10 protein-coding genes and 1 pseudogene are annotated in these 15,715 nt (G+C 54.7%); 9 read left to right on the top strand and 2 right to left on the bottom strand.

The genetic code is table 11. The features are described from left to right. The first annotated feature begins 3 nt into the window (after window positions 1–3). Window positions 4–3,063 (top strand): efflux RND transporter permease subunit, encoded by a 3,060-nt coding sequence (locus B4A77_RS03725; protein ID WP_290738444.1) that lies wholly within the window; start codon window positions 4–6, stop codon window positions 3,061–3,063. 6 nt (window positions 3,064–3,069) lie between these two features. On the opposite strand, the gene B4A77_RS03720 is transcribed toward B4A77_RS03725, so the two are convergent. Next, entirely contained in the window at window positions 3,070–3,825 is a 756-nt protein-coding gene (locus B4A77_RS03720; protein WP_290739169.1) for a TrmH family RNA methyltransferase, read from the bottom strand. A gap of 70 nt (window positions 3,826–3,895) precedes the next feature. Between B4A77_RS03720 and surE the strand changes: the two genes are divergently transcribed. The 8 genes and pseudogenes from surE to B4A77_RS03685 all read left to right on the top strand — a co-directional run bounded on the left by surE (window position 3,896) and on the right by B4A77_RS03685 (window position 14,893). After that, window positions 3,896–4,699, top strand: a complete 804-nt coding sequence (gene surE, locus B4A77_RS03715; protein ID WP_290727132.1) for a 5'/3'-nucleotidase SurE — start codon at window positions 3,896–3,898, stop codon at window positions 4,697–4,699. A 21-nt stretch (window positions 4,700–4,720) separates the two neighbouring features. Beyond that, window positions 4,721–7,405 carry a DNA gyrase subunit A gene (gyrA, locus tag B4A77_RS03710; RefSeq protein ID WP_290738440.1) on the top strand — a complete coding sequence of 895 codons (2,685 nt, stop codon included), beginning with the start codon at window positions 4,721–4,723 and terminating at the stop codon, window positions 7,403–7,405. A 204-nt stretch (window positions 7,406–7,609) separates the two neighbouring features. Continuing rightward, window positions 7,610–9,493 (top strand): glycoside hydrolase family 11 protein, encoded by a 1,884-nt coding sequence (locus tag B4A77_RS03705; protein ID WP_290738438.1) that lies wholly within the window; start codon window positions 7,610–7,612, stop codon window positions 9,491–9,493. A 189-nt stretch (window positions 9,494–9,682) separates the two neighbouring features. Next, window positions 9,683–10,354, top strand: a pseudogene (locus B4A77_RS12875) (glycoside hydrolase family 11 protein); the annotation flags it as partial. 3 nt (window positions 10,355–10,357) lie between these two features. Continuing rightward, window positions 10,358–11,416: a carbohydrate binding domain-containing protein gene (locus tag B4A77_RS03700; RefSeq protein ID WP_349678372.1), complete on the top strand. Its 1,059-nt coding sequence runs from the start codon at window positions 10,358–10,360 to the stop codon at window positions 11,414–11,416. Window positions 11,417–11,577: 161 nt separating this feature from the next. Beyond that, window positions 11,578–12,603 (top strand): hypothetical protein, encoded by a 1,026-nt coding sequence (locus tag B4A77_RS03695; RefSeq protein WP_290738435.1) that lies wholly within the window; start codon window positions 11,578–11,580, stop codon window positions 12,601–12,603. Between the two features lie 15 nt (window positions 12,604–12,618). Next, entirely contained in the window at window positions 12,619–13,881 is a 1,263-nt protein-coding gene (locus tag B4A77_RS03690; protein WP_173381491.1) for a CsgG/HfaB family protein, read from the top strand. Between the two features lie 70 nt (window positions 13,882–13,951). Beyond that, window positions 13,952–14,893: an outer membrane beta-barrel protein gene (locus tag B4A77_RS03685; RefSeq protein ID WP_290738432.1), complete on the top strand. Its 942-nt coding sequence runs from the start codon at window positions 13,952–13,954 to the stop codon at window positions 14,891–14,893. Between the two features lie 130 nt (window positions 14,894–15,023). Here B4A77_RS03685 and B4A77_RS03680 read toward each other — a convergent pair whose 3' ends face one another. Further along, window positions 15,024–15,707 carry a hypothetical protein gene (locus tag B4A77_RS03680; protein WP_290738429.1) on the bottom strand — a complete coding sequence of 228 codons (684 nt, stop codon included), beginning with the start codon at window positions 15,705–15,707 and terminating at the stop codon, window positions 15,024–15,026. Window positions 15,708–15,715: the final 8 nt, after the last annotated feature.

The raw sequence follows: 15,715 nt of genomic DNA, 5'->3' as shown, positions 1-15,715 counted from the left end.
CGGATGAGTGTCGCGAACCTTTCCGTACGTCGCCCGGTACTCATGACGGTGATGGCGCTTGTCATCATCTTGCTCGGTGCGTTTGGCGCAAGCAACCTGGGCGTGCGCGAATACCCGAATGTCGACTATCCCTTGATTCAGGTGCGTACCTCGTACCCGGGCGCTAACGCCGCGGTGGTGGAGGCCGAAGTCACCGAAATCTTGGAAGCATCCATCAACAGCGCATCGGGCATCAAGGCGCTTACCTCCACGAGCCGAGATGGCTTCTCGTTCATCAACATCGAGTTTGAAACGGGAATGGATTTGGAGGCGGCCGCGAACGAAATCCGCGACCGCGTGAGCCGCGTGCGCCGCAGGCTCCCGGACGATGTCGATGAACCGACGGTCTACAAGTCCGATAGCGACAACGACCCGATATTGATGGTGAGCCTCGTGAGCGACAAACTCGACCCGATGGAAGTTTCCGAAATCGCGAACAACTTTGTGAAGGAACGCCTGCAGACTATCAACGGTGTGTCGGAAGTCGCCATCTGGGGCGAAAAGCGCCCGACGGTGCGCCTGTGGATTGACCCGGTGCGCCTGCAGGCACTTGGCGTTTCGGGTGCCGAGATGTCGGCGGCGCTCAAGCGCGGCAACCTGGAACTGCCTTCCGGCTCCATCGAAGGTAGCGAGACGACACTTTCTATCCGCACACTGGGCCGAATTCTCGACCCGAAAGCGTTCGAGAATATCGCGGTAAAGACGGCTGCCGACGGGACCGTCATCCGCATTTCCGATGTGGCGGATATCCATTACGAACCGAAGGATACGCGTACCGGGTTCCGCCGTAACGGCAAGAACTCCATCACGCTCGCCCTGATGGCGCAGCCGGGCTCTAATCACGTGGAAATTGCAAACGAGTTCTACAGGCGCGTGGAGGATATCCGCCGCGAGATTCCCGAGGGCGTCCAGGTGCTTTACGGGCGCGATACTTCCATCAACATCCGCGCTTCCATCAAGGAGGTGGTGGAAACCATCTTCATCGCGTTCCTCTTGGTGATTGCGATTATCTTTGCTTTCTTGCGGCAGGCCCGCACGACGCTCATCCCGATGGTGGTGGTGCCTGTGGCCGTTATCGGAAGCTTCTTCGTGCTGTACCTGTGCGGGTTCAGTATCAACGTGCTGACCTTGCTTGCGATGGTCTTGGCGATTGGCCTTGTGGTGGACGATGCCATCGTGATTGTGGAAAACATCTACCACAAGATTGAACGCGGCATGACTCCCAAACAGGCGGCGGTCGCGGGTACAAACGAAATCTTCTTCGCGGTGATTGCGACCTCGGTCGTTTTGATGGCGGTGTTCGTGCCGGTGCTTGCGCTGGGCGGTACTACGGGTCTCCTTTTCCGCGAGTTCGTGGCGGTGATGATCGGGACTGTTTTCCTCTCGACGCTCTGTGCGCTCACGCTCTCGCCGATGCTCTGTTCCAAGTTCCTGAGCCGCCAAAAACAGGGCTGGTTCTTCCGCGTTACCGAGCCGTTCTTTGACGGGCTCAACCGCATTTACGCTGTGCTTCTCGGTGGGTTCCTCAAGTTGCGATTCTTGCTTTTCCCGGTAGTGGCGGGCCTCCTGGCTATTGCGTACCTCTGCTTCAACAACATGAGTAGCGAGATGGCCCCGACGGAAGATTCCAACGCGGTCATGGTGAACCTGAACATGCCCGAAGGCGTGACGCTCACGCGCACCAAGCGCATGGCCGATGCCTTTGCCGAAGAAGTCATCGCGCTCATGGATACCAACGAGTACACCGAAATCCAGGCAGGTGCGTGGAACGCGGGCAACTCCAGGATGCGCATATTCCTGAACGATGACAAGAAGGCGCGCCGCCCGCAGAGCGAAATCGCCCGCAGCATCCAAGTACTCGGTAATGAGTACCCCGACCTTCGCGTGATGGTGTTTGAACCGCAGAGCATCAGCACGCAGCGTGGCGGCCTCCCGGTGCAGTTTGTGTTGCAGGCTCCGAATATCGAAATTCTCCGCACGCTCGTGCCCAAGTTCGAGGAAGAGGCGAGCAAGAGCCCGGTGTTCAGCGTGGTGAATACGAACCTGAGGTTCACGAAGCCCGAACTGCATATCGAGATTCTGCGCGACAAGGCGAATGAGGAAGGCGTTTCGGTGAACGACATCGCCCAGGCGGTGCAACTTGCGATAAGCGACCAGAGCTATGGCGAGTTCTACAAGGACGGACGCCAGTACGATATCATCGGTGCGGTGGGGTACCAGTACAGGAGTATGCCCGAGAACATCGCGATGCTCACGGTCAAGAACGCGAAGGGCGAACTTGTGAGTCTTGATAACTTCATCACGTTTAGCGAGCAGTCCGCATCGCCGTCGCTCCCGCGATTCAACCGATTCAGCGCCGCCACCATCCAGGCGGGCCTTGTGCCCGGCAAGACGATTGGCGACGGCGTGGAAGAGATGCGCCGGATTGCGAAGCACTTGCTGAAGGATTACCCGAGCGTGAGTACCGCATTGAGCGGCTCCTCCAAGGAGTTTGAGGAAAGTTCCAGCGGTCTCTACATCGTGTTCCTGCTTGCGCTTGCGCTTGTGTTCCTGGTGCTTGCGGGCCAGTTCGAAAGCTTCCGCGCTCCCTTCGTGATATTCTTTACGGTGCCTCTTGCGCTTGCGGGTGCGCTTGCTTGCCTGTTCATTACCGGCCAGACGCTCAATATCTTTAGCGAGATTGCGCTCATCTTGCTTATCGCGCTCGTGACGAAGAACGGCATATTGATTGTGGAATTTGCAAACCAGATTGCGGCGAATACCGGGTGCTCTAAGCTCGAGGCGGCTCGGCTAGCGGCAGAACGCCGCTTCCGCCCAATCCTGATGACAAGCCTGTCAACAGTATTGGGCGCAGTGCCGCTCATCATGACCGGCACCCCGAGCCGCATCGCGATGGGCATCGCCATTGCGGGTGGCCTCACGTTTGCCACGTTCCTCTCGCTGTTTATTGTGCCTGCGGCCTACAGCTTCTTTGCGGGCAAGGTCGATGCGACCAATACCACCGACGCATCGAAGATGGCATAGGGAAAGCTATTCCTTACAGTCGGTCCTGATCTTGAATGCCATGATGGCGAATGCGCCCGCGACGTTCATGCTCGCCTTGCGGCCTGCCATCGGGATGGTCACCTTCATCGTCGCTTCGGCCATGAGCTCGGGGGCGATTCCCAGTTCTTCGTTTCCGAGGAGGATGAGTCCCTTTTTGGGCCACTTCACATCGTTGATGCTCGGGATGTCTTCGCCGGTTTCGAGCGCGATGATTTCGTAGCCGTTGTCCTTGTGCCACTTGACGCAGTCGAAGGGGGAGTCCCAGCGCTTGATGGGAATCCATTCCTGGCATCCGCGGGCGGCGCTTTTTACCGTCACGTGGTCGGGTCCGCAGCTGTAACCGCTCAGGTGGACTCCTTCGAGCCCAAAACAGTCGGTGCTCCGGATGATGGATCCCACGTTAAAGGCGCTGCGCAAGTTGTGGACGAGCACCGCGAAGGGGAGGGGCTTTTCGTTCGGGGTTTCGCGGTCCCCCGGTTCCTGTTCCAGGTAGACGTCGCGTTCGAATCCGAGGCCTGCCCTTGTGCGGAACGTCTTGTACAGGTCAATCATCTGGGCCTGGTTTTTGCCTACGAGACGCTCTGTTTCGGGGAGTTTCATCCATCCGGCGTAGGTCTCGAATTCGCGCCTTGCGCGAGCCACGTCGTCGCCCAGTTGGAGTATGATGACGCGCAGGAGTTCCGCCATGCGTTTTGCCTTGGAGGTCTCTTTCATTGCGAGGAATTTCGGTTCGGTATACATCACGTAAAAAGCTAGAAAAATATGCTGATTTTTCCTTAAAATTTCCTGTTTTTTCTATATTTCCGATGACATGCAGAACACGCAAAAACCACGCGTCCTCATCTCGAACGATGACGGGATAAAAAGCGGCTATATGCTTGCTTTGGCGAATGCTCTTGTGCCCATAGCGGAGGTTTACGTGTTTGCTCCCGAAGAAGAACAGAGCGGTGTCTCGCATGCCTTTACGGTACGTCGCGGGCTCTCGGTAAAAAAGGTGAACCTGGGGAAGGATTGTTCCTCTGTTGAAGCCTATTCGATGTCCGGGACTCCTGCCGATTGTGTGAAATTTGCCCTCGGGCATTTTGCCTCCCATGGTCTTTCTACCGAGGGGGCCGGTCCGGGGCCCTTTGACGTGTGTTTTTCGGGCGTGAACCAGGGTGAAAATTCCGGAGTCTCCTCGCTTTACTCGGGGACGGTTGCCGGTGCGCGCGAGGCTGCCCTCTGGGGGGTTCCTGGCATTGCGCTTTCGCTGCACGGGGTGACGCCGAACATGCTTGAATTTGCAAAGGTATTTGCGGAGCGGGTCGTCCAAAATCGCCTGTTTGAAAAAATTCCCGCAGGAGTGTTCTGGAATGTGAATTTTCCAAAGGCCACTGCCGAAACATTCAGGGGTTTCAGGGAAGCAAGAATGGCCCTTGGAATGTTTACGGACCACTACTCGCATGAGGGTGGACTTTGGCAACTGGATGGCGACAAGTTGTGGGAAAAACAGCCCGAGGATAGCGACGATTACTTGCTCCATCAGGGCTACGCGACGATTACGCCGCATCGCATCGACCAGACCGATGAAAAAAGTTTAGAAGTGATAAATAAAATGCTTGCCGGGAACGGCTAGGCAATAACTAGAGGATAGAGAATGTCAGAAGAATTGGTTCCAGGATCGCAGTTCAAGAGCCTGATTGAACAGGACATGCAGGATAGCTATCTGCGCTATTCCATGAGCGTGATTGTCGCGCGTGCGCTTCCCGATGCACGAGACGGCTTCAAGCCGGTGCATCGCCGCGTGATGTTCAGCATGCACAAGCTGGGCGTGGTCCCGAACAAGTCGACGGTGAAGAGCGCCCGTATCGTGGGTGATGTCATCGGCAAATACCACCCGCATGGCGACTCGGCTGTCTACGAAACCTTGGTCCGCATGGCCCAGGACTTCTCGCTGCGCTACCCGCTGGTGTTCGGCCAGGGAAACTTCGGCAACATCGACGGTGATGGCGCAGCCGCCATGCGTTACACCGAAGCGAAGATGAACAACGTGGGTGCCCTGATGCTCGAGGATCTCGAAAAGGATACCGTCGACATGGGCCCGAACTTCGACGAAACCCTCGAAGAACCGCTGGTGCTGCCTTCCGCGCTTCCGAATATGCTCGTGAACGGAACGACGGGTATCGCCGTGGGTATGGCGACCTCGATGGCTCCGCACAACCTGCGCGAAATCGCCGCTGCAATTCATGCGGTTGCCGAAAATCCCGAAATCCCGGGCGAAGATCTGCTCCAGTACGTGAAGGGTCCGGACTTCCCGACGGGCGCCATCATCTGCGGTCGTTCCGGTTTCCGCGAAGCTTACCTCACGGGTCATGGCCGCGTGCGCGTGCGCGCCCGTACCGAAATCGAAACTGATTCCAAGGGCAAGCCGCGCATCATCGTGACCGAAATCCCGTACATGGTGAACAAGTCCGAACTCTGCAAGAAGATAGCGGACCTCGTTCGCGAAAAGCGCGTGGACGGCATTACCGACATCCGTGATGAATCGGCGAAGGATGTGCGCATCGTGATTGAACTCAGGCGCGACGCGGTGGGTGAGGTTGTCCTGAATAATTTGTTCAAATACACGCAGTTGCAGACGACCTTCAGCATCTACAACCTCGCGCTCGTGAACAACCTGCCGAAGCTTTTGACCCTCAAGGATCTCGTCCAGATCTATATCGATCACCGCATGGACGTGGTGACCCGTGCTACGCAGTTCGATTTGAACAAGGCGAAGGCTCGCCTGCACATCATCGAGGGACTTCGCATCGCGACCCAGAATATCGACGAGGTCGTGCAGATTATCAAGTCGAGCAAGACGACCGAAATCGCGAAGCAGAGCTTGCAGGATCGCTTTAATCTCGACGAAATCCAGTCGCAGGCGATTGTCGATATGCGACTCTCCCAGCTTACGGGCCTCAACCTCGAAAAGTTGGAAGCGGAATACAACGAACTCATCGCGACGGTTGCCGACTTGGAAGATATCCTTGCCAAGCGCGAACGCCGCATTGCGATTATCCTCAAGCGCCTCGATGAAATTGTCGACAAGTACGGTGACGAACGCCGCACCACGATTGGCGAATCTGTGGACGATAGCGACTACGAAGACCTGATTGCCGAAGAGGAACAGGTGATTACCCTGAGCAAGGAAGGCTACATCAAGCGTCTTCCGATTGATACGTTCAAGGCCCAGAACCGCGGCGGCAAGGGCATCATCGGTGCCACCCTCAAGGAAGAAGACAACGTGGATCAGATTTTCACGGCGTCTACCCACAGCTACCTGCTTGTATTCACCAACAAGGGGCGCGCCTACTGGACCAAGGTTTATCGCTTGCCCGAAGGCACGCGCAACGGCAAGGGCCGCCCGATAGTGAACTTCGTGGGACTTGTCGAGGGCGAGAAGGTACAGGCGATTGTTCCGGTGCGCAAGTTCGGTGGCTATTTCTGCCTCGTGTTTGCGACCAAGAAGGGCGTTATCAACAAGATGGATTTGACGCTGTTCAGCCGTCCGCGCAAGGCGGGTGTGAACGCCATCAGCCTCGACGAAGGCGACGAACTCGTGAAGGTTCAGCTCGTTGGCATGTCCGAAGAAGAATACAAGGCTTCCTTGAATGCCGGTGAAGGCGACGATAACGCGCCCGAAGCCGAAGTCGCCGATGCGCCGGAAGTCGAAGGCGACGACGCCGACGATTTGGAAGCCCGACCGATTCCTAAGGACTTGCTGATGCTTGCGACCCGCAATGGTCAGGCCGTTACATTCCCGATTAGCTGCTTCCGCGCCATGGGCCGCGGCACGCACGGCGTGAAGGGCATAACTTTGGCCGAAGGCGACGAAGTGATTTCTCTCCTGTGGCTCAAGGCCGGCAACAAGATTGTGACCATCACCGAAAATGGCTACGGCAAGCGCAGCGAACCTTCGACCTACCGCATTACCCGTCGCGGTAGCAAGGGTGTGCGCAACTTGAACGTGACCGACAAGGTGGGCGCCGCCGTGTTCGTTGAAAGCGTTGCAGACGACTACGACTTGATCATTACCAGCCGCGAAGGCCAGGTGATTCGAATCAAGGCTGCCGATATCCGCCTCACGGGCCGTAACGCCCAGGGCGTCAAGGCGATTAGCCTCCGCGAAGGTGACGTGGTGCAAGATGCGACTGCGCTCCCGAGCGTGGAAGACATCGAGCAGGATAGCGCCGAGGCGAAGGAAACCTTCGATCACGTGGAGGGTGTCGAAGTCGATGACGATTCCGTCGAGAAGGTCGACCCCGCCGATGCCGCTCCGGAAGCTCCCGCCGAAGAATAGCTCCGGCAACACATATAACATATATTAACAAAGGCGCCTCCGGGCGCCTTTTGTCGTGAAAAAAGTTTACAAAAACTGCCCGAATTTTGACAAATTCTGCGTTGAAATTTACAACAACGCTTTGTTTATCTTGTGTAAAAGAAAAGAACGTTTTCAATATAAATTATAGATAAGGGATCGCATCGATTCTTTATAGGAGTAATTATGAAGAAATGTTCTTTGGCCGGTATCGGCCTTGCCATGACGCTGGGGTTAGCGGTATCGGCTTTCGCTGCTGATGCCTGCAACGACAACATGGGTCATACAGGAAACGGCTCACAAGTGAGCGGCAACAGGGTGGGGTCTATCAATGGGACCCCTTGGGGCTACGAACAGTGGTATCAGGGTGGCAACGCCTCGATGACCTACTACAGCAATGGTACGTTCAAGGCCAACTGGAGTGGTTCTAGCGACTACCTGACTCGCGTGGGCTACCAGTACAACGGCAACGGCATCAGCCACAAAACAAAGAACTTTGCGGTCGACTACAAGTATACCAAGAGCGGTAACGCCCAGTACGGTTACATCGGCGTTTACGGCTGGACCAAGAACCCGGAAACGGAATACTACATCGTGGACGACTGGTTCAGTAAGCCGAGCGAACAGTATGTGGGTGAAAAGTTCGGCGAAATCACGGTGGATGGCGCCAAGTACTCCATCCACGCGTTCCTCCGCCAGCAGGAACCCTCCAAGTCGGGCACTTCTACGTTCGTGCAGTTCTTCAGCATTCGCGAGACTCCGCGTCAGTGTGGCCATATCGACATTTCTGCCCACTTCAAGAAGTGGGATGAACTCTTCACCGGCCAGCAGAAGCAGCTTCGCGGTTCGAAGGGCGGTGGATCTGCTTCGCTCAAGTTCGGTAACGTGACCGAAGTGATGCTCATGACCGAAGCGGGTGGCAATGCTACGGGTTCCGTGGACTACACATACTTTAATATGGTCGACAATGCTACGCCGTCGCCGACTTCTAGCGCCTCGTCGAAGTCTAGTTCCTCCGTGGCAAAGTCTAGCTCTTCTAAGGGTGGGACTGCAGTTTCGGGCACCATCGACGCCTGCAAGGACGCTATGGGCCATGAAGGCCAGAGCAAGACGGACAATGGCCGCAATAACTCAAGCTCTACGGGCAATATCGGCTCCACTGGTTACCATTACGAAATCTGGTACCAGGGTGGCAACAACTCCATGACCTACTACGACAACGGAACCTACACCGCCAAATGGAGCGGCACAAACGATTTCCTTGCCCGCGTAGGCTTCAAGTATGATGAAAAGCAGACTTATGAACAAGTTGGTCCCATCGATGCTTACTACAAGTGGAGCCACCAGGGCAGCGCAGGCGGTTACAACTACATCGGTATCTACGGCTGGACAGTTGACCCGCTCGTAGAATACTACATCGTGGACGACTGGTTCAACAAGCCGGGCGCAAACCTCCTCGGCCAGAGAAAGGGTGAATTCACGGTTGACGGCGATACCTACGAAATTTACCAGAATACCCGCTACAACGCCCCCTCTATCAAGGGCGACCAGACCTTCCCGCAGTACTTCAGCGTGCGTAAGAGTGCCCGTCAGTGTGGCCATATCGACATCACGGCTCACTTCAAGAAGTGGGAATCCCTCGGCATGAAGATGGGCAAGATGTACGAAGCCAAGGTACTCGTAGAAGCGGGTGGTGGAACGGGTTCGTTCGACGTGACCTACTTCAAGATGACCGACGCCAAGCATCCGCTCCCGCAGCCGGAACCGGAATCTAGCTCCAACGTGGCCAAGTCCAGCTCCAGCGGTAGCGCTAAATCCAGTTCTAGCCGTGGCGGTTGGAACTGGGGCCGCAGCAGTAGCAGCACGGATGCTCTCCCGTTCATGACCCAGGCTCTCGCGACTATGGATGGCCAGTTCATGGTGTTCGACATGCAGGGCCGCTCTCTTGGCGCAATTGATGTGCCGGCCGGTTCTACGGTTGCATCTGCCATCAAGGCGAAGTTCAAGAATACGGGCATCTACCTCGTGAAGCAGGGCAAGACCTTTCTCCGCGTGAAGGTGACTCCGTAAAAAACGCTTAATCTTCAGATACTCCTGAACGAGATTCCCTGCGAAAGTGGGGAATTTTCGCTAAAAACGGCAATTTTTTGCTCGTTGCGTGTTGTTTTTTGCAACAACGCCTTTTTGTTGGTTGTATTCCAGTTTAGAGTGTTCTGATATATCTTTAGGGCAGAAACCTAAACATTCAGGAGTTAGAAAATGAATAGGAGTATTGCAAAAATTACGAAGATGGGGATTGCCATAGCCGCAATTATGTCTTCCGTTTCCTGGGGGCAGACCACCCTTAACTGCTCTAATGGCCAATCCCAGAAAATGGGTAGCGGCGCTGGCTATGATTACGAACTCTGGAGCCAGAATGGTGCCGGCAACGCAACTATGACGCTTAACCCGAGCACCGAAAATGGTGGTGCATTCTCCGTTGAATGGAGTGGTACTATCAACATGTTGGCCCGTTCCGGAAAGCGTTGGGGGTCTAACTCCACTGTTACCGTTCAGAATGTGGGTAATATTACCGCCGAATTTGAAGTGGAATGGAGCTCCACCGACAACGTGAAGTATGTCAGCGTCTATGGCTGGGGTTATTACGACCAGCAGGACATTCCCAGTGGTTTCAGCAACGAAATTGAATACTACATTGTCCAGGATCGCGGAAGCTACAATCCTACCCAGGGCGGTAAAAAGTTCGGTTCTGCAGTTATCGATGGTATTAGCTACGATTTCTATACGACCGACCGTATTCAGCAACCTTCTCTTTCGGGTACCAGCACCTTTAAGCAGTATTGGTCCATCCCGTCGAATACGAGCCAGCATCGCACCAAGGGCACCATTTCTATTTCCAAGCACTTCAGCGAATGGGCTAAAGTGGGTATGAAGATGGGTAGACTGTATGAAGTTGCTTCCATGAAAATTGAATCCTACACTGGAAATACGGGCACTGCAAAAGGTCATGCTACCGTTAAGAAGAACCTGCTGAAAATCGGTGGCAGTGCCGATGAACTCGCCCTCAATGTAACTGCATCTCCGGCTGCTGCAGGTACTGTGACAAAGAGCCCGAGCGCTAACTATTATGCTCCCAAGACAACTGTTCAGCTCACCGCCAAAGCCAACGAAGGCTGGAAGTTTGTGGGTTGGGAAGGTGCTGTTACCGGCACTACCGAAACCATTTCTGTAACTATGGACAAGGAAAAGGATGTGGTCGCCAAGTTTGAATTGGTTGGCGAAACCACAGTGAACCTTCTTAAGGATGGTGATTTCCCGAGCAGCAGCGTGATTTCTACAAACCAAGATGCATCTTGGTTCCTAGGTCAGGGTTCAAACTGGGGTAACTCTGCTGCAAAGACTTCTGTTTCTGGTGGCACGGCTACGGTTGACGTTACCACTATTGGTTCAGAACCTTACCAGCCGCAGCTTGTTCAGTACAATCTGGCTCTTGATAAGGACATGACGTACAAGCTGTCCTTTAAGGCTAGCGCTGATGTAGATCGCAAGATTGAAGCTACTTTCCAGCAATCCGTAGACCCCTGGGGTGCATACGCCACTAAGGAATTTGACATCACCACTACGGAAAAGGAATACTCATTCATCTTTACTATGGAAGAAGCTTCTGATGATGCCGCTCAGTTTGCCTTCAACTTGGGACAAGCTACAGGTTCGGTCAAGTTTAGTGACGTCAAGCTGGTCTTCACCACTGCTAAACCGGGTTCCGAAAACGGTCCGGGCGACGATACGACGACTGTTATTGCCCAGCAGCTCCGCATGGACTATGCGCAGACGGTCAGTGTCTTTGACATGCAGGGCAAGTTCATGGGCAAGGTGGAACTCTCTGCGGGCACGTCGCTCAAGGATGCCGTCGCTGCAAAGTTCCAGAAGTCCGGCATCTACATGGTGAAGGGCGCCATGGGCGTCCAGAAGGTCCGTGTGGTGAACCGCTAGTTTATAGCATACTCCCTCTTTCTTTTGAAAATCCCTGCCTTCGGGCGGGGATTTTTAAGATTATGGGGGATGCCTTTTATTTTCAATGATTAGCTATTGACGGCAAGTAAAAAAAAACTTAAATTCAGAATAGCTTTATACCCTTTTCGAAAGAGGCGTGTATGAAAAAAATATCGACTTGTTTCCTGGCGTTGCTGGCGACGCTCGTTTTCGCTGTTGCAGGCTTTGCCTACGATCTCACGGGCGGCGGATACGGCCAGGTCCAGAAGAATCGTCCTTCCATTGCGTTCGTTCTCACCACGTGGGAAAAGAAGGGAATCGCCATTTCCAAGACGACAACCCAGGATACCAAGGTCCAGGGCTCCCGCGAGGAAGCTTCCGAGGATGGATTCGACGGCTCCAGGACCGATATCGAGACGAACAATCGTACCCAGACCGATGTCACGATTGGAGTCTTTACCGAAAATATCTGGAAGAAGATTCCTGACGCCCAGATTGTTGACAAGTTCCAGCAGCAGTTCGTGAAGCAGCAGTTCAACGTGAAGGCTTCCGATCTCGCTCGCAACATCGCGCTTGCGCCCTCGCTTGCCAAGACGGGGGTGGATCCTTCGGATCGTGCTGCCGTTCGCAAGCTTGCCGAGAAGGAGGGCGTGAATTTCGTGGCCCGTGGCGAAGTGGCGGTCATCAGCTACCAACGCGCATCGGGCAACAAGATCAAGGCTTCGCTGCAGATTGGCGTCGAAGTGGTCAATGTGAATTCCGGTGAGATTGTAGCCACGTTCTCCAATGCGGTGCACACGGTCGCATCTACCATGGAAGTTGCCCGTAACGGCGGGATCAACAAGGCTGCTGTCGTCGCTGCCCGCAACCTTTCCGAACAGGTTCTGGAAGCCTGGATCAACGCTGCGGACAATGGCTCGCAGTATACGGTCGAGCTTCGCAACATGAAGTCGGCCCGCAGCCAGAGGATGCCGTTTGAAAAGGCTCTCAAGGGTATCGCGACGCTCAACTCGCAGTCGCAGCCTCAAAAGGATATCGTGACCTACGCCGTGACGTTCAGGGGCTCCAAGAGCGACCTCGGCATGGCGATTCTTGAAGCGATTGGCGACAAGCCCGGCTTCGACGAAAAGTCCTTCGAGGGTCCGAACGACGACGAAGGCAAGATTGTATTTGAATTCCTAAAATAACGGAGTATCCTCAGAATGAAAAAGACATGGCTAGCCCTGCTCTCTGCAGCCACATTTGCTCTCATATCTTGCGCCGCGACAGGTCCGCACGTAGATGCTTTCAACCGTGCCCAGAAGGCATATAATGATGGCAAGGACGACAAGGCTATCGAAGAGGCTCTCAAGTCCTTGAAAATCAAGCCCGACTATCAGCCTGCTATTGACTTCCTCAACAAGACGTTTGACGATGTGGTTTCTGCGAAGAACGACACGATTGCGATGTTCAAGAAGCGCGATGACCCGAACCCGAAGCGCTGGGACAAGATTGTTCACATGGAAGAACAGAAGGCGGAATACGCAAAGCAGATCAAGCTGATTGCCCGCCGCAACGAGAAAATCAAGTTGAGCGTGGACTTCAACCCGAGGGATCTTAAGGTTGCAAAGGATAGTGCCGCTGCTTCGCACTATGCCGCGGGTCTCGAAAAGATGAACGGCCGTAACAAGTCCGACCAGCAGCAGGCCGCCATCCATTTCCGCAAGGCGTTTACCTACCACGATGATTACGAGGATTCCAAGAGGCTCTATGCGGAATGCAAGAAGCGCGGAACCGTACGTGTGGTCGTGGACCCGTTCAAGAACGACTACAGTGGCCGCATGGACGCAGCCCTTATTTCGGAACTCCAGAAGAACAAGGAAGCTTCCGAGTTCCTGTTGTTCCTCACGCGAGCCGACCTCGATCGCCTGCTCGACGAACAGAACCTGAGTTCTTCGGCAGACTTCCAGGATAGCGAAGGCGAGGAGATGATGGGCAAGCTCCGCAGTGCCGAATACCTCATCGCGGGTTCCATCGAGAAGCACGTCTGTTCCGATGATGAACGCGACGTGGAACGCGACCGCGAAGAGAAAGAAAACACCGCGCGCGTCCAGTATGGCAGCCACCAGGAATGTGAAACTCTGAAGAGTGGCAAGCGCCGTTGCTACAACGTGCCCGACTACAAGACGGTCTATGCGCACATCGTTATCGACTCCCTGACCAAGAAGGCTTCGACCTCCGGCTTTATCCAGATTCTCGATTTCGCGACGGGTGAAATCAAGAAAAAGTCAGACATTCGCGTGGGCGTGCTCTCGTCGGGAATCGTTGCCGGTTGCACGGGTGCGCCTGAAGCGTACAAGCCGGTGTGCAAGCATACGACGATTACGCTCCGCGCTTGCAGCGAGATGAACGACCAGATGACAATCGACTTCGCGCGCAAGTCCGTGAACGAGATTGCGAAATTTACGAAAGAATTCAAAAAGTAACATTGGTTCCGAGCAACCTTTTCCTAAATTTTACATTCAACAACAATACCCCCTTTAAGGAGAGATCATTATGAAGAAGATGTTCCTGTTCCTTGCTGCCGCAAGCCTTGTTAGCGCGACGGCATTTGCTCAGGATGACTATGACTACGGCGAGGACTACGGTTCTTCTGAATCCGCACCGGCGTCCGAAGACGGCTATACTGACATGGGTAGCAGCGACGAATCGGCCTCCGACAATTCCGGTTCTGACGTCGAATACAAGAGCATGGACGACGAGAGCAAGAAGACCAGCCGCACCGAAGGCGAAGGCGGCTCCGTTTTCGATAAGCCCTACAACCTCGGCTGGAATGTCGGTGTCGGTTTTAGCGGCTTCTTCAGCACGGAAGTTTGCAATCCCAATATTCCAGGCTCCTGCATTGACTACGGTGGAGACCTCTTCGGTGGCGCTATGGAGTTCGGTGGATCTTTGAACTACCACTTCAACAACAACCTCAGCTTGATTGCCGAAGCGAACATCGACATTCGCTTCTACATGGCCAACCTCGGTCAGTTCCGCATCTCTGGCTATGACGATTACGGATATTATGGCTCCTACTACAGCGACGTGACTGTGGATGCCTTTGTCTTTGGTCTCCAGGTCCCGGTGCTTGCCCGCTACAATTTCACCCCGACCATCTATGCCGAAGCCGGTCTGCAGTTGGAACTCAACCTCGGCACGAGCATCAGCTTCTCCGACGAAGACGGCACGGAAGTGACTGGCATGACGGAAGAGATGATGGGTAAAAAGTGGATCTACAATTACTTCGATGCCCAGTCCTTCGTGGCTTCGATTGTCATCGGTGGCGGTACCACGATCGATGTCGGCAAGTTCTATACCGATGTTGGCGTCCGCGTCATCATCGACTTCCTGCCTTACATCAAGCTTGATGACATGTTCACTAACGCTGGTTACGAAGAAAGCTCCGCCAAGTCCTGGCAGATCCAGTTCTACATGAACCCCTGGTTCAAGTAATCGGCTGACGATTCAGGAATTCGGCCCCGCTTCGGCGGGGCTTTTTCGTTTGCTGTTGCGATGGTTTTTGCTGCAATAAAAAACACCCTCGCGGGGGCGAGGGTGTAAATATTTGCCTTGAAACGGCCCCTTACTTCTTGTTCTTCTTGGGCGGGTGCGCGGCAATCTTCTTTGTGCCCTTGGCCTTGGCGGTTGCGGCCTTTGCAGCCTTCTCTTCGGCTTCGTAAACGGCCTGTGCCTGACGGAGAGCTTCGGTCGGGTCGATTTCGATAGCTTCGGAAGCTTCGTCCACGAGTTCTGCGAATTCGTCGTACCAGTCAGCGAAGATTTCCACTTCGAGGTGGTCGACGCCCGGAACTGTGAGGCGTGCACCGCAGGCTTCGCCGATGCGGTCGAGGAACTTCGCCATCTGCGGCTTCAACAGCGTGAGGTCGAGTCCGTCGAGGTCCTCGGGTTCAAAGTACACGGCGTCGACATCGCTGTCGTCGTCCTTCGCCTTCTTGCCCTTCTTGCACTTGCAGTCTTCGCCGCAGCACTTGCATTCCACGTTCTCGTTGCCGTAGAGCGCCATGTACTCTTCGTCGTCCATGCCGCTGTCGTAGTAGAACTCGTCGTCTTCGAGGTAGAGTTCTTCCACGAAGATTCCCTTTGCGCCGAGCGTCTTGGCCGCGGCAATGAATTCCTTGAGGTCGCCGCCGAAGTAGCGGGTCGTTTCCGCTTCCTCATTCAGGGTCTGAACGGGAATGGGGGAGAGCTTCTGCTTCTTGAGGTAGTCGCAGATTTCGTCAGTAATGGATTTCTGAATCTTAGCCATGGGGCCTC

The organism is Fibrobacter sp. UBA3718 (assembly GCF_002371935.1).
Taxonomy (GTDB): Bacteria; Fibrobacterota; Fibrobacteria; order Fibrobacterales; family Fibrobacteraceae; genus Fibrobacter.
This window is presented reverse-complemented; position numbering and strand designations above follow the sequence as displayed.